The sequence below is a fragment of the Phaeobacter sp. JH20_08 genome (assembly GCF_048056635.1).
Classification (GTDB): domain Bacteria; phylum Pseudomonadota; class Alphaproteobacteria; order Rhodobacterales; family Rhodobacteraceae; genus Phaeobacter; species Phaeobacter bryozoorum.
In genome coordinates this window covers 146525-161911 of the sequence record NZ_JAYMVV010000012.1, presented here as the reverse complement: position 1 = coordinate 161911, position 15387 = coordinate 146525, and the positions used below count along the sequence as shown (strand labels likewise).

Sequence of the window (15387 nt, the reverse complement as noted above, 5' to 3'; positions counted from 1 at the left end):
AGATATCCCGTCATGATCTTCGCCGCGGGCTTTGGCACCCGGATGCGCCATCTGACCGCAGATCAGCCAAAACCGATGATCCCGGTCGCTGGCCGTCCTTTGATCGATCGTGCTCTGGACATGGCACGAGAGGTTGCACCGACGGTGATAGTGGCCAACAGCCACTATAAGGGCGACATTCTGGCCCGCCACCTTGCCGACAGTGAAGTGGTGATCAGCCCCGAACAGCCACAAATCCTTGATACCGGGGGTGGACTGCGACAGGCCTTGCCGCTGCTCGGCGCACCAGACGGGCCGGTCTATACCGTGAATCCCGATGTGGTCTGGCGCGGGCCAAACCCGTTGCGCGTGCTAAGATCTGCCTGGGATCCGGAACGCATGGACGCGCTGCTGGCCTGTATTCCCATTGCTCGTACCATAGGGCGCAGCGGTGGTGGCGACTTTCATACCGATGGTGACGGGCGCCTGCAGCGGGGCGGCGATCTGGTCTATGGCGGCGTACAACTTCTGCGCACCAACCGATTGGCAGAGATCGAAGAAACCGTCTTCTCACTGAACACACTTTGGGATCTGATGGCACAGGAGGACCGCCTGTTTGCGCTGGAATATCCCGGTCATTGGTGCGATGTCGGCACCCCCGAGGGGATCCCCCTGGCCGAGGAACTGATAGCCCAAGATGAGATTTGAGCCGCAAGACACGCCACGCCTCTTTGCCGTTCCCTGCGGCGTCGATTTCCCGCGCGCCCTTGTTGAGGGGCTAATCACACGCAGCCGAGCCGCACCACCGGAAGCGCTGGCGAAGGTGGAGCTGATCGTCAACACCTCCCGTATGGCGCGCCGGGTGCGGGATCTGTTTGACCAAGGGCCAGCGCTGTTGCTGCCCAAGATTTCTCTGCTCACGGATCTTGATATGCGCGCGACGCTGCGTGGTCTGCCGCCAGCATTGCCGCCGCTGCGGCGGCGACTTGAGCTGTCGCAGCTCATCGCCAAATTGCTGGATGCCCAGCCGGATCTGGCTGCGCGATCCTCGCTTTACGATCTCTCCGACAGTCTGGCAGCACTGTTCGACGAAATGCAGGGCGAAGGGGTCAGCCCTGACACCATTCGATCACTCGATGTCTCCGATATGTCGGGCCATTGGGCGCGTGCGCAGCAGTTCATCGCTATCGCAGATGAATTCGCAGAAACCCATGCAAACGCGATGGACGCGCAGGCCCGCCAGCGGCAGGTTGTGCTGGATCTGATCGAAGACTGGCAGGAGCAGCCACCCGAACACCCTGTCATCCTCGCAGGTTCCACCGGATCGCGCGGCACCACACTGATGCTGATGGAGGCCATTGCGCGGCTGCCGCAGGGCGCCGTGATCCTGCCAGGATTTGATGACCAGCAGCCCCGGCATGTCTGGGAGCATCTTGATGACCCGCTGATGTCCGAGGATCATCCGCAATATCGGTTCTTCAAGATCATGCACGATCTGGACATGACTGCGGATGACGTTCTCCCATGGGTTGCAACATCACCAGCCTCCGTTGCCCGTAACAGATTGGTATCCTTGGCGTTGCGCCCAGCGCCGGTCACCGATGCCTGGATGCGCGAAGGACCGGAACTGCGCGACATCGACCGGGCCACCGCCGAGATGACCCTGGTCGAAGCGCCCAACCCGCGTGCGGAGGCACTGGCAATCGCGCTGCGCCTGCGCCAAGCCGCCGAGGATGGTCAGACCGCCGCCCTCATCACACCGGATCGTATGTTGACCAGACAGGTGGCCGCAGCGCTGGATCGCTGGGATATTCTGCCGGATGATTCCGCCGGTCAGCCCTTGCAACTGTCGCCGCCGGGCCGTTTTCTGCGCCATATTGCCGAGCTGTTCTGTAAACCGCTTACCTGCGATGCGCTGCTGACCCTGCTGAAGCATCCTCTCTGCCACGATGGGGCAGGGCGCGGCGATCACCTGCGCCACACCCGCGAGTTGGAACTGCGCTTGCGCCGCTACGGACCTCCCTTCCCGGATGCCGACAGCTTTGCCGCATTTGAAGTCGGGCGCGACCTGATGCCGGGATGGACCGGTTGGCTGTCCCAGTGCTTTGCCGACAAACCCATCAGCGGAACGCAGCCACTGTCCCGGTGGGTCGATACCCTGCGGCAGCTGGCAGAGGCGGTAAGTCTGGGCAGTCAGGACGCTGCAAGCGGTGGCCTGTGGGACAAGAAAGCCGGCCGCAAGGCGCTGGAAATCATGGACAACCTGCGCGCCGAGGCTGGATATGGCGGCGAAATGACAGCTCGGGACTTTGCCGATCTCCTGCGGGCGCTGCTGTCGCAAGGTGAGGTCCGCGACCGGGATGCACCCTATGGCTCCATCCTGATCTGGGGCACGCTGGAGGCACGGGTGCAGGGCGCCGATCTGGTGATCCTCGGTGGCCTCAATGAAGGCAGCTGGCCAGAGGCAGCCACCCCCGATCCTTGGCTCAACCGCCAGCTTCGCCATCAGGCGGGCCTGCTGCTTCCTGAGCGGCGTATCGGACTGTCAGCCCATGATTTTCAACAGGCGGTCGCCGCCCCTCAGGTCTGGATGACCCGCTCCGAACGGTCGGATGAGGCGGATACGGTGCCGTCGCGCTGGCTCAACCGAATGACCAATCTGCTGTCCGGGCTGCCGGGGCAGGGCGGCCCGGCGGCACTGGCGGAGATGCGGGCACGCGGGCAGGAATGGCTCGGCTGGGCCGACGCGCTTGAGGCACCGGTACCGACAGATCCCGCAAAACGTCCAGCACCGCGCCCACCCGTTGCTGCCCGCCCGCGGCGCCTGACCATCACTGAAATCCCTCGGCTGATCCGCGATCCATACGCGATATATGCCAAGCATGTGCTGAAGCTGCGCCCACTCGATCCATTGGTACAGGAACCCGACGCCCTGCTGCGCGGCATCGTTCTGCACAAGATCCTGGAAGATTTCATCAAGGCCACTGTTGCCGACCCAAGCCAGCTGACGGTGCCAAATTTTCTCGCAATCGCCGCCTCTCATCTGGAAGCCAAGGTGCCCTGGGCCATCGCGCGCAGCCTCTGGCTGGCCCGGCTGGAACGTATCGCTGACGATTTCATTAATGGTGAGCGCCAGCGGCAGGCCAACGCACGCCCCTCCGGGTTCGAGGTCTCTGGTGCGGTACGGGTGGCACCGTTTGATTTTGAAATTGCTGGCACAGCAGATCGGATTGATGTGGATGAACGTGGAGGCCTGCATCTTTTTGACTATAAGACCGGCGATCCACCATCCGAGAACCAACAGAAAGCGTTCGAGAAACAGCTGCTGATTGAAGCTGCGATGGCGGAACGCGGCGCCTTTGATCGCTATGGTGAGGGCAGGGTGGAGCGCGCCATATTCCTTGGTCTCAAAAGCCCTCTGAAAGAGGTCGCAGCCCCGCTTCAGGACGAACCTCCCGGCAAGGTTTGGGAGGAACTGAGCAAGTTGATCGGTGCATATTTTAAGCCTGATCAAGGATATAGCAGCCGTCGCATGGTGTTTCAGGACACTCAGACCGGCGATTATGACCATCTGGCGCGCTACGGCGAATGGGACCGAAGCGCAACGCCGGAACCGGAGATTCTGACATGACCGCCCGCGATGCCGCCTCCGAAGCGCAGTTCCGGGCCGCCCGCCCGGACGCCTCAACCTGGCTGGCTGCAAACGCCGGATCAGGCAAGACCAAGGTGCTGACAGACCGGGTGGCGCGCCTGTTGCTGCGCGGCGTGCAACCCCAGCATATCCTCTGTCTGACCTATACCAAAGCCGCCGCCAGCGAGATGCAGAACCGGCTGTTCAAGCGGCTTGGTGAATGGGCCATGCTCGGCGATGAGGCGTTGACCACGGCGCTTACGGAGCTGGGTGCGCAGGATGTAATCTCTGCGGAGGGAATGGCGCAGGCCCGCACCCTGTTCGCGCGCGCAATCGAGACACCCGGTGGACTGAAGATCCAGACAATCCACTCCTTCTGCGCCTCATTGCTGCGGCGTTTTCCGCTGGAGGCAGGCGTCAGTCCGCAGTTTTCAGAGATGGATGACCGCGCGGCAGTGCTGCTGCGGGCCGAGGTTGTGGAGGCGATCGCAGAAAGCGCCGATCGGTTTGAGGCTGATCTGATTGGTAAGCTGGCCCGGCAAGTGACAGACAGCGATTTCGAGACTCTGACCGCTGCCATATGCCAACGCCGGTCTGATTTTGATGCCCCGCTCGATCGAGCGGGGCTTTTGACGCTGTTTGATCTGCCTGAAGGATTTGACACTGGTGCGTTGGAAGATGGCGTGTTTCTCGGGGGTGAAGGGGATCTTCTGGCGCAAACCTGCACCATGCTGGAGCAAGGCAGCAGCACGGATATTAAGGCAGCAGCCAAGCTGCGCAAGATAACGGAGCCAACCTGTGCGGACCTGCCGATTCTTGAGTCAGTTTTTCTGACGGGGGCGGCAGCCAAAGCACCCTTCAGTGCCAAGATCGACGCCTTTCCCACTAAGAAGCTGCGCGAAAACAACGTTGCGCTGATGGACCAGCTGGAACCGCTGATGCGACGTGTCGAGGCCGCACGCGCCCAGCGTCTTGCCTTGGCTGCGGTCGATAAATCGCTGGTTTTGCACGATTTTGCTGCGGTATTCCTGCCTGAATATGATCGCCGCAAACAGCTGCGCGGCTGGCTGGATTTTGACGATCTGATCCTGAAGGCCCGGCAGCTGTTGAATGATCCGGCTGTTGCGGCCTGGGTTCTTTACCGATTGGACGGCGGGATTGACCACATCCTCGTCGATGAGGCTCAGGACACCAGCCCGGTGCAATGGGATGTCATCGAAAAACTGGCCCAAGAGTTCACCGCCGGCGAGGGCGCACGATCCGACGTCGAGCGAACCATTTTTGTTGTCGGTGACAAGAAACAATCAATCTACTCATTCCAGGGGGCCGATCCTGACGCCTTTGACCGAATGCAGGCTGAGTTTGCCGACCGGCTAGCGGAAACCGGCAGCGCATTGCAGAATGCAGCGCTGGAGTTCTCCTTTCGCTCCTCCGCAGCGATCCTGGGGCTGGTCGATCTGGTGTTCAAGGACAGCCCTGGCGCAGGTTTTCACCGTGACGCGCTGCACCGCGCGTTCAAATCAGAACTGCCAGGACGGGTCGACCTCTGGCCCGTCGTCGACAAGATCGACACAGAGGAAGAGCGTGACTGGACCGATCCGGTAGATCGCCCCGGCGCCCGCCACCACACGGTCATTCTGGCCGAGCAGATCGCCAATACCATCAAGGAGATGATCGACAACAAGGTCACGCTACCGGAGGATGGCCCTGAGCGCGGCAGCTTTCAGCGCCGCCCTGTACAAGCAGGTGACTTTCTCATTCTGGTGCAGCGCCGGTCCGAATTATTTTCGGAGATCATCCGTGCCTGCAAAAAGGCTGAACTGCCTATTGCCGGTGCGGACCGACTGAAAATCGGGGCCGAGCTGGCGGTAAAGGATCTGGCCGCTTTGCTGTCATTTCTCGCCACGCCAGAGGATTCGTTATCACTGGCCGCCGCCCTCAAATCACCTTTGTTTGGTTGGAACGAACAGGCCCTGTTCGATCTGGCTCACCGTCGTGAGGGCGGCAGCTACCTCTGGACCGCTCTGCGCGACCGGGCGGCGGAATATCCAGACACGATGGCAATTTTGGATGACCTGCGCGGCCAGACCGATTTTCTGCGCCCTTATGACCTGATCGAACGTATCCTGACGCGCCACGGTGGTCGCCAGCGCCTGCTCGGCCGCTTGGGGCCCGAGGCGGAGGATGGCATCAACGCCCTGCTCAGCCAGGCGCTCGCCTACGAGCGCACCGATATCCCGAGCCTCACCGGGTTTCTGGTTTGGATGCAGGCCGATGATCTGGAAATCAAACGCCAGATGGGGGCGGCGGGCAATATGATCCGGGTGATGTCAGTGCATGGATCCAAGGGGCTGGAAGCGCCGATCGTGATCCTGCCCGACACAGCCAAACGCAAGCCGCCACGCGACGATGAAATCATGCGCGCCGAGGCCGGGCCGATGTGGAAACTGCCCAGCGCCCTGATGCCGCAAGTGATGCACCGCGCCCGTGAAACGGCGCAGGACAAGGCCAGAAACGAACGGCTGCGACTGCTCTATGTGGCGCTGACACGGGCCGAAAAATGGCTGATCGTCGCCGCTGCCGGCGAGCTGTCCAAAGACGGTGACAGCTGGTACCAGATGGTTGAGCGCGCGTTGAGAGAGGCAGGTGCCAGCCCTTATCAGACCAGCTATGGTGAGGGGCTGCGCCTGCAACACGGCGATTGGGACGGGCTGCCGTTTCATTCTGCAGCGCCGGTCGTCCCTCTCCAGCCGCAGCTGCCGGATGTGTTCCGACATGCACCCCCTCCCTACACGCCGCCCGTGCCAACGCTAAGCCCATCGGATCTCGGCGGAGCGAAGGCCTTACCGGGCGATCTGGGCCAGGATGAAGAAGCGGCCAAGGCGCGCGGCAGCCGACTCCACAGATTGCTGGAACATCTGCCCGGCACCGGCAAGGAGATCTGGCCGCAACTGGCGGAGACGCTGCTGGCAGGTCACGAAGACACCGCTGAACTATTGGCTGAGGCGACGCGGGTCCTGACCACACCGGAATTGCAGGAGATCTTTGCCCCGGATACCCTGGCAGAGGTCGCCGTATCAGCGGATCTGGATGGTCGCAGGATCCACGGCGTGATTGATCGGCTGATTGTCACCCCAAAACGTGTGCTGGCAATTGATTTCAAATCGAATGCCACTGTGCCGAGCCGTCCTGAGACCTGCCCGGAGGGGCTGTTGCGGCAGATGGGGGCCTACGCCCATGCTCTGGCCACGCTCTATCCGGATCGGCAGATCGAGACGGCTTTGCTCTGGACCCGCACTGCGTCGCTGATGGCCTTGCCACACGATATTGTGTCATCCGCCCTTAAGCGCCGCGAGATACCTTGACGATCCGTTAAGCCGTTCATAGGTTCACAGCCGAACTGCCACACTCTTAGGGAGACATGCCCATGTCCACCGTCGCCGTAACCGATGCCACTTTTGACGCCGAAGTGAAAAATTCCGAAGTCCCCGTTGTGGTGGATTTCTGGGCCGAATGGTGCGGTCCCTGCAAACAAATCGGCCCCGCTCTGGAAGAGCTGGCCGCTGAGTATGGCGACAAGGTGAAGATCGCCAAGGTCGATGTAGACAGCAACCCGAACTCCGCAGCGGCCATGGGCGTGCGCGGTATTCCTGCGCTGTTCATCTTCAAGGACGGTCAGGTCGTGTCCAACCGCTCAGGTGCGGCCCCCAAGGCTGCTTTGCAGAGCTGGATCGACGAGTCGATCTAAGACCGCCGGTAGGCCGAAGAGATCAGAGGCGTCCCATCGGGGCGCCTTTTTTATGGTTAGGTTTCAACCCAATGGACAGGAGCCGCATCATGGCTGAAACACGGGTACTGGTCGAATTTGGCATGGGCACGTCGCTGCGGCGAAATGACTATACCGAGGCCGCCAAACGAGCAATCAGAGACGCGCTCTGGCATAACTCCGTCAATGTTGCGGAGCTATTCGATTTCCCTAAGGAAGCAATGCGAATCCGCGCTGAAATCGGCGTGCAGAACCCTGAGGCCGTAGATCGGGCGGCGCTTTGTGAGATCTTTCCTTATGGTACACCAGACATCCACGTGAGCGAGGGAGGGCTTGATATTGACAAGCCGGGCGGCGGCCAGACCGTCATCGCCAACGCCGCCATCATCGTTTCATTTGATATGGAGCCGATTGCATGACTGAGAAACGCATTATTCTGGAGATGGGGACCGGCAACGATCTCTACGGGCAGGACTATACCAAAGCCGCCCGGCGCGCCGTGCAGGACGCGCTGCACCACTCATCAATCACGCTATTTGCCAAATTGGGCATTGATCATGCCGAAATGCGTGTCGAGGTTACCATCGGCGTTCAGGAACCGGATAAGGTAGATTGCGATCTGGTGGCAGGCGATCTGCCCCGCGGGCGTGCGACAGTGCGCGCCGTACACGGAGGGCTGGATGTGGTTGATGATGCCGATGGCGGCAAACACGTTATTGCAACCGCCGCTATTGAGGCTTGGCTCCCGGATCAGGCAGGGCGCTACCGGCTACGCTCCTGATGGCCTAGTGATCCTACGCAAAAGAAAAAGCCGCCCTGGAAGGAGCGGCCAAATCATCTTTGTGACTGAGGATGAGCGTCCTCAGATCTTTGCGATATCCGCGCGGGTCAGACCGATGTCTTCCAGCTGCGTATCGGTCAGCGCGGACAGAGCCTTGCGGGTGTCACGTGCTTCTTTCCAAGCCACGATCGAAGACTTGGCGTTGTAGACTGCGTCCACCAGGCGGAGTACGGTGACTGCTCCGAGCGGCGCATGGATGTTTGCGGTGGTAGCCATTTGCGCATTCCTTATGAGAACCAGCCGACACCATGTCGGTTGTGAGCCTCATGTAGGGTGGCCTGCCGAGTCCCACAATTGCCGGTTCGACAGCTCCGAATTGCAGTTTTTGCATAGCATGAATTTCGGGCGCTTTGCCCAGATAAAGGCAACTCTCCCAGCGCGTTCCAGTCGTGACGAACACCTGTTCCATTTCACCTGAACAAAATACCCGCATCAGGGCACAAATTGTCGGCTCTGCGATGATCATCAGATGACCACTTGTGAAAACCGTCCGGTCGGTCGTTGCAAGAAGATCATAGCCAGGGCGTGGGCAGGGCGCCTATTCGCTTGATCCCCGGCACCCGCAGCGGATAGCACCCGGTTGAGGTACAAAAGACCAGTGCCCATATAGGCCTGGAAACAAGGAGAACACGATGGCAGACGATCAATTCCCGGGCTGGCACGGTACGACAATCATCGGCGTGAAGAAGGATGGCGAGGTCGTCATTGCCGGCGACGGGCAAGTTTCCCTTGGGCAGACCGTGATCAAGGGAACGGCGCGCAAGGTCCGCCGCCTGTCGCCCGGAGGTTTCGATGTCGTCGCGGGTTTTGCCGGCTCCACTGCCGATGCCTTCACCTTGCTTGAGCGGCTTGAAGCCAAGCTTGAGGCCACCCCCGGTCAACTCGCACGTGCCAGCGTGGAATTGGCCAAGGACTGGCGCACCGACAAATATCTCCAGAAACTGGAAGCGATGCTGATCGTGACCGACGGGACAGATATGTTTGTGATCACCGGCGCCGGGGATGTGCTGGAGCCGGAACATGATGTTGCCGCCATCGGATCGGGTGGAAATTTCGCGCTGGCCGCTGCCCGCGGCATGATGGACAGTGACCGCAACGCCGAAGCCGTGGCCCGTGACGCAATGGCCATCGCGGCTGATATCTGCGTTTACACCAATGGACGTCTGACAGTCGAACGGATCAGCCAGAAGGACTGATATGAGCCATATTGATCAAAACGACATTCGGGCTGCGGTTGGTGCCGGCCTTCTGAGCGAGGCGCAGGCCGCCTCGCTTATGGCGCTGGCCCACAGCAGACGCGGTGCGCGTGAAAATCTGGCACCCGGCGATGAACCGTTTGAGCTGTTCAAAGGGTTCAATGAGATCTTCATCGTGATCGGTTTGATCATTCTGTCGACGGGCTGGGCCGCTGTTACCGGTATTTCCATGGCCGAAGGGTTGGGCGGGCTGGTTGAGAAAGCCACCATGTCCTCCATCATCGGCGCGGTCGTGCTTTGGCTGCTGAGCGAATATTTCATCCGCCGTCGTCGCATGGTGGCGCCGGCGATTGCACTGTCGATCCTCTGGACGCTGAATGCAGGCGTCGGACTTACGGCTGAATTTTCGCAGGTGTTCATGGTCATGCAAGGTGACTATGGCAGCCTGCCCTTGCCCCTCGGGCTGACAACGGTTGCCATCGCGGTCTACTGGCTGCGCTTTCGGGTCCCTTTTGCCATGGCTCTGATCGCTCTTGGTGTCTTTGCGCTGGCCCTGATGCTGGCCGCAAATCAGTCGGGCAGCCTGACGGGCATTGGCGATCTCTTCCTGCTTTCTGCGTCGGGCCCGTTTGCCTGGGTGACATTGCTGGTTGGTCTCGCTGTGTTTGCCGTCGCGATGATGTTTGATCTGAGCGACCCGCATCGGGTCACACGACGCTCTGCGCAGGGCTTCTGGCTGCATGTTGTTGCGGCGCCGGCGCTGGTTAATACGATCGCGCTCAGCCTGCTTAACAGCGGCACCTCCGAGGCCAATCTGGCGCTGATGGCAGTGCTGTTTGCATTTGCCGTGGTCGCGATCATCATTGACCGGCGCTCATTTCTGATTGCGGCCATCGGCTATAGCGTCACCCTCGCGGCGACAGTGTTTGACGGCGATGGCGCTGCGACCACCATTCTCGTGCTGGGCCTGTTCCTGGTGATCCTCGGCGCCTTCTGGGCGCGGATCCGGGCCCTGCTGATTTCCCCCCTCTCACGGGTGCTGCCGCTGGACCGGCTGCCGCCCGCCCACTGAAACGGACCCCTCATGACTGATCTCACCCCTCGCGAAATCGTTTCCGAACTTGATCGCTTTATCATCGGCCAGACCGATGCAAAGCGTGCCGTTGCCGTCGCGCTGCGCAATCGCTGGCGTCGCAAGCAGCTGGGCGATGATCTTCGGGATGAAGTCTATCCCAAGAACATCCTGATGATCGGGCCCACCGGCGTCGGCAAAACGGAGATTTCCCGTCGTCTGGCCAAACTGGCCCGCGCGCCGTTTATCAAGGTCGAGGCGACAAAGTTCACCGAGGTCGGTTACGTCGGCCGCGACGTAGAGCAGATCATCCGTGATCTGGTGGATATCGCCATTGTTCAGACCCGCGAACACATGCGTGAGGACGTCAAGGCCAAGGCCCGCCAAGCGGCGGAGGAGCGAGTCATCCAGGCCATCGCCGGCGAGGATGCCCGCGACGCCACCCGCGAGATGTTCCGTAAAAAGCTTAAAGCCGGCGAGCTGGACGATACTGTCATCGAACTGGATGTCGCCGACAGCTCGAACCCGATGGGTTCCATGTTCGAAATCCCCGGTCAGCCCGGTGGCAACATGGGGATGATGAACCTTGGCGATCTGTTCGGCAAAGCTATGGGTGGTCGGACGACCCGCAAGAAAATGACCGTCGCAGACAGCTACGACATCCTGATTGGTGAGGAAGCGGACAAGCTGCTTGACGACGAAACCCTCACCAAGGCGGCGCTGGAGTCCGTTGAACAGAACGGGATCGTCTTCCTGGATGAGATCGACAAGGTCTGCGCACGTCAGGATGCGAGGGGCGGCGATGTCAGCCGAGAAGGTGTGCAACGTGACCTGCTGCCGCTGATCGAGGGAACGACCGTTTCGACCAAACACGGCCCGGTGAAGACCGACCATATCCTGTTCATTGCCTCCGGTGCGTTTCACATCGCGAAACCCTCCGACCTGCTGCCAGAATTGCAGGGGCGACTGCCAATCCGCGTGAACCTGCGTGCCCTGAGCGAGAAAGACTTCGTCCGCATTCTGACCGAAACCGACAATGCGCTCACTCTGCAATATACGGCGCTTCTGGGGACAGAGGATGTCAAGGTGAGCTTCACCGACGATGGCATCGCATCACTCGCCAAGATCGCGGCCGAGGTGAATCAGACGGTCGAGAACATCGGGGCGCGGCGACTCTATACCGTGATCGAACGTGTCTTTGAGGAGCTGTCTTTCAGCGCGCCGGATCGGTCGGGTGAAACGGTCGTTGTAGATGCTGCTTTTGTCCGCAAGAACCTAGGTGAATTGACCAAATCGGCTGATGTCAGCCGCTATGTGCTCTAACGGTCGTCAGGGCATCTGCCCGATCTGTGGACATAGCGGCAGGCCGCCAGTAGCCTGCCGCTATTGTTAATAGATGGCCCCGCGCATGAATTTTTCACGAGTCCTGTTCAGCATCAGCATGGTTCTGATCGTGGCAGCAGGCTGCACCGACAGATCCTTTACCCCAACTGTGCCGGAAGCCTTGGAAATCGGCAAAGCCAAGACCATTTTTGGCGCAACGACACGCCGGCCCCTTCCAAATGGAACCTATGGCGCGGAGCGATCCGATACGCTGCGCCTACTGGAACTGACGGTCTCAATCCCGCCGAACCATTCACCGGGACAGCTGGATTTTGCCTATGCTGAACCCGATCCCGAAACGCAATTCACCATGGCGGGCCGGGAAGAGGTTGCCGATATGGCGGAACTGAACAATCGCGTCTCGCGGGAGCTGGATAACTACCCGGTTGGGGAGCGTGATATCACCGTATTTGTGCATGGGTTCAACTCCACCCAGGCTGAAACGGCGTTCCGGGCTGCTCAGCTGAGCAACGATATCAATATCCCCGGCGCCACGATCATCTATTCCTGGCCCAGCCAAGGAAACCCGCTGGGCTACGCCTATGATGGCGATAGCGTATTGTTTGCACGTGACGGGTTGGAGCAGCTCCTGCGCAATCTGGAGCCTGGCGCGTCAAACCGCGTCGTTCTGGTCGCCCATTCCATGGGATCGCAGCTGGTGATGGAAACCATGCGCCAGATGGAAATCAAAACACCAGGCTGGAGCAGCAAGAACCTCGGCGCGGTGATCCTGATGTCCCCGGATCTCGACGTTGAGGTTTTCCGCAGTCAGATGCGCCGCATTGACCCGGTTCCACAGCCCTTCGTCGTCATGGTTTCGCGCAAGGATAACGTATTGAACCTGTCGCAGCGACTGCGCGGTACACATAACCGCGGTCGGCTTGGCAATCTGAAATCACTGGACGATGTCTCTGAGTTGCCGATCGAAGTCGTCGACACCACCGCCTATGCCGATACGGCGGAATCCGGGCATTTCGTAGCCGCGACCTCGCCGGCAGTGCTGTCGATCTTGAATTCAGCCCGTCAGACCGCAGCAGCCTTTGACCGTGACGCCGTGTCGATTCAGCGGCTGTTCCCCGGTCGTTTGGTTGTCGAAAAGGAAGACAACGCGGTCGAAATCACGCTTTCGGAAAACTATCAGGCCAATGTGTTTCGCGGTGAAGATCGCTGAGGCAGTCCACCAATCAGCGATGTCGCCGAAGATAGATGTAATAGGCACCGCCACCACCATGGCTGACATGGGCCGGGGTCACCTGAAGTACGACCTGCGACAGTGGCGGCAGTGACAGCCACTGCGGTACCTGATGACGCAGGACGCCACGCGGAACAGGCATCGGTCCGGGTTCATCTCGATCTTTGCCTTTTCCGGTGATCACCAGAACCAGCCGCTTGCCCGCAGAATGGGCTGACAGGACAAACCGAACCAGCGCAGGGTGGGCTGCATCGACCCGCATTCCATGCAAGTCCAGCTTCCCCTCCGGTTTCAGCTTACCACGTTTCATCTTGCGGTAGGCTTTGCCATCCATCTGCATCGGCGCAGAAATCAGCCCCCTTGTCACACTGGGCTTAAGATCATGTCTGGTCGGCTGGGATGTGGCTTTGGAACCCAGTTCAAACAGCTCTGGCGTGAACCTCTCCTGCGGTGGCAGAGGCGATTTGCTCGGCCTGGGCTTGGGCAGGGGAGCGGTGGCTGGCGCAGTACGTGTTTTAGGGTGCAGCCGCTCGGCCTGACGCGCCACCCGGTGCCAGAGGTCTATTTCTTCGGAGGTCAGTTTGCGGCGGCTCATCAGAAATCCCCCGGCAATAGCGCATAGGCTCGCTGGATCGGAAGCAGCACCACCATGCGACCGGGATCGCGTAGCTTACCAGCTTCGATCCCCGCCTCATCCCCGCTGCCAAAGAACACATCGGCCCGCTGCGCGCCCTTTATGGCGGAGCCGGTGTCCTGCGCAATCATCAAGCGCCGCATAGGTTTAGCACCATCCTTTTCCAGCCAGACCGGTGCCCCCAGTGGCGTATATTTCGGATCAACAGCCAGGCTGCGCAATGTGGTCACCGACCGGTTCATCGCGCCCAGCGGGCCGGCAGAGGCTGGAATACGGCTCACCTCACGGAAGAACACATAGGAGGGGTTGTGCATCAGCAAATCCTCGCCGGCGAGCGGATTGCGCCGCACCCAGCGTTTGATCACCGCAGCGCTGACCTGATGGATATTATAAATCCCACGGCGAACCAATTCGGTGCCAATGGATCGATATTCATGACCATTGGCGCCGCCATAGCCAACCCGGATCGAGGAGCCATCCGACAGGCGAATTCGGCCGGATCCTTGGATTTGAAGAAAAAACAGCTCGACCGGATCATCGACCCAGGCGATCTCCAGCCCGCGCCCTTCCATGATGCCGCTTGTCAGAAGTTCGCGCCGTGTCAGCCATTGGCTGGAGTTGCGCGCCTCCGGCGGCTGCCGGTAGACCGGATACCGATACCGGGAGCTGGGCCTGCGCGCGCCTGACAGCTCAGGTTCGAAGTAACCGGTAAACAACGCCGGCGTGCCATCCTCGATCAGGACAGGGCGAAAAAGCAGCTGAAAGAACCCACGCGCAGATTGCGGATCCTGTTCACGCGCAAGCGCACAAAGCGCGCGCCAATCAGGATCGTCCAGATCCCGGCAGGTCTGCAGGAAGGCGCCGAGCGCCTCCTGATGATCGTCCTCCGCCCAGCCTTCAAGCTGAGCAAAGGACAACATTGTATAGGTCGTTTCTGCCTGCCCGCCCTGCGGGAACAAATATGCGCCAGCCCCAAGGGCCAGCGCACAGAGTGCCCGCCGGAGCCCGTGCATCATGCGTCCGTGGCGACCAGATGCCAGTTCGGATCCGCACTGCCCATGGTGCGGCCAAAGACCCAGGTGTCCTTCTGGCGTTTCAGGGCCTTGGGATCGCCCTCGACGATATCACCGCCACGGTCCCGCACGACGGAGGTCAGTTCTGCGACAAACCTCATGGTGATTTCTGCATTGCCTGTAGCCGGATCAAAGCTGGTATCGGTCAAGGTCGTTTCACGCACGCCGACAAATTCCGCCTCGATGGTCAGACCTTGATCTTCGCGGTGCGAAACAGCGGTGACAAAGCTCTCAAAGACATCGGGCGCGAGGAACGGTTCGATTTCGTCCAGATCCCCTCGTTCAAACGCCATCAGGATCATCTCGTAGGCACCGCGAGCGCCCTGCACAAAATCCCGTACCTCAAAGGAAGGTTCGGCTTTCTTCATTGCGGCAAGGTCTTTGGCCTGCGAACTATCCTCAGGGACATAGTCAATGATGTCATGGTCCGGCCCACCTTCGATTACCTCGAGCTCGGGACGGCGGCTCTGGCGATCTGACTGAGGCAGGGCCGGCTTTTCGAACCCTTCACGGGTGCCAAGAACGCTCTTCAGGCGCAGGATCAAAAACACGGCAATACCGGCCAAAACCAACAGCTGAATCACGGGCGACTCCATAACAACCTCTACGGTAGATGTTCA

General features: G+C 60.2%; 14 protein-coding genes. 10 read left to right on the top strand and 4 right to left on the bottom strand.

What is annotated here, in order from left to right; translation table 11 throughout:
* The first annotated feature begins 12 nt into the window (after positions 1–12).
* The 6 genes from VWY75_RS14050 (at position 13) to VWY75_RS14025 (ending at position 8157) form a co-directional block, all read left to right on the top strand.
* A complete protein-coding gene (locus tag VWY75_RS14050; protein ID WP_416538502.1) occupies positions 13–687 on the top strand; it encodes a nucleotidyltransferase family protein in 675 nt (224 codons plus the stop codon).
* Positions 677–3610: a double-strand break repair protein AddB gene (gene addB, locus VWY75_RS14045; protein WP_416538467.1), complete on the top strand. Its 2934-nt coding sequence runs from the start codon at positions 677–679 to the stop codon at positions 3608–3610. Before VWY75_RS14050 ends, addB begins: the two co-directional genes overlap by 11 nt.
* A complete protein-coding gene (gene addA, locus VWY75_RS14040; RefSeq protein ID WP_416538466.1) occupies positions 3607–6975 on the top strand; it encodes a double-strand break repair helicase AddA in 3369 nt (1122 codons plus the stop codon). Before addB ends, addA begins: the two co-directional genes overlap by 4 nt.
* A 62-nt stretch (positions 6976–7037) precedes the next feature.
* Entirely contained in the window at positions 7038–7358 is a 321-nt protein-coding gene (gene trxA, locus VWY75_RS14035) for a thioredoxin (RefSeq protein WP_340547099.1), read from the top strand.
* An 89-nt stretch (positions 7359–7447) separates the two neighbouring features.
* The gene (locus VWY75_RS14030) at positions 7448–7795 is read left to right on the top strand and encodes a Lin0512 family protein (RefSeq protein WP_340547100.1); all 348 of its coding nucleotides are present in this window, start codon (positions 7448–7450) and stop codon (positions 7793–7795) included.
* A complete protein-coding gene (locus tag VWY75_RS14025; RefSeq protein ID WP_340547101.1) occupies positions 7792–8157 on the top strand; it encodes a Lin0512 family protein in 366 nt (121 codons plus the stop codon). Before VWY75_RS14030 ends, VWY75_RS14025 begins: the two co-directional genes overlap by 4 nt.
* Positions 8158–8238: 81 nt before the next feature.
* Here the strand turns inward: VWY75_RS14025 and VWY75_RS14020 are convergent, their stop codons facing one another.
* On the bottom strand, positions 8239–8433 hold the full coding sequence (locus tag VWY75_RS14020) for a DUF1127 domain-containing protein (protein ID WP_340547102.1): 195 nt from the start codon (positions 8431–8433) through the stop codon (positions 8239–8241).
* Between the two features lie 416 nt (positions 8434–8849).
* Here VWY75_RS14020 and hslV point away from each other — a divergent pair, with 416 nt between their 5' ends.
* From hslV to VWY75_RS14000, 4 genes are all read left to right on the top strand, one after another.
* A complete protein-coding gene (gene hslV, locus VWY75_RS14015) occupies positions 8850–9413 on the top strand; it encodes an ATP-dependent protease subunit HslV (protein ID WP_416534356.1) in 564 nt (187 codons plus the stop codon).
* A 1-nt stretch (position 9414) separates the two neighbouring features.
* Positions 9415–10485: a hypothetical protein gene (locus VWY75_RS14010; RefSeq protein ID WP_340547104.1), complete on the top strand. Its 1071-nt coding sequence runs from the start codon at positions 9415–9417 to the stop codon at positions 10483–10485.
* Positions 10486–10497: 12 nt separating this feature from the next.
* The gene (gene hslU / locus VWY75_RS14005) at positions 10498–11808 is read left to right on the top strand and encodes an ATP-dependent protease ATPase subunit HslU (RefSeq protein WP_340547105.1); all 1311 of its coding nucleotides are present in this window, start codon (positions 10498–10500) and stop codon (positions 11806–11808) included.
* 85 nt (positions 11809–11893) lie between these two features.
* Positions 11894–13039 carry an alpha/beta hydrolase gene (locus VWY75_RS14000; RefSeq protein WP_416538465.1) on the top strand — a complete coding sequence of 382 codons (1146 nt, stop codon included), beginning with the start codon at positions 11894–11896 and terminating at the stop codon, positions 13037–13039.
* A gap of 13 nt (positions 13040–13052) precedes the next feature.
* Here VWY75_RS14000 and VWY75_RS13995 read toward each other — a convergent pair whose 3' ends face one another.
* The 3 genes from VWY75_RS13995 to VWY75_RS13985 are packed head-to-tail and all read right to left on the bottom strand — an operon-like array spanning position 13053 to position 15363.
* The gene (locus tag VWY75_RS13995; RefSeq protein WP_340547107.1) at positions 13053–13655 is read right to left on the bottom strand and encodes a Smr/MutS family protein; all 603 of its coding nucleotides are present in this window, start codon (positions 13653–13655) and stop codon (positions 13053–13055) included.
* Positions 13655–14710: a murein transglycosylase A gene (locus tag VWY75_RS13990; protein ID WP_416538464.1), complete on the bottom strand. Its 1056-nt coding sequence runs from the start codon at positions 14708–14710 to the stop codon at positions 13655–13657. The genes VWY75_RS13995 and VWY75_RS13990 overlap by 1 nt, the downstream gene beginning before the upstream one ends.
* Complete coding sequence (locus VWY75_RS13985) at positions 14707–15363, bottom strand: Tim44/TimA family putative adaptor protein (RefSeq protein WP_416534350.1); 657 nt, start codon at positions 15361–15363, stop codon at positions 14707–14709. The genes VWY75_RS13990 and VWY75_RS13985 overlap by 4 nt, the downstream gene beginning before the upstream one ends.
* Positions 15364–15387: the final 24 nt, after the last annotated feature.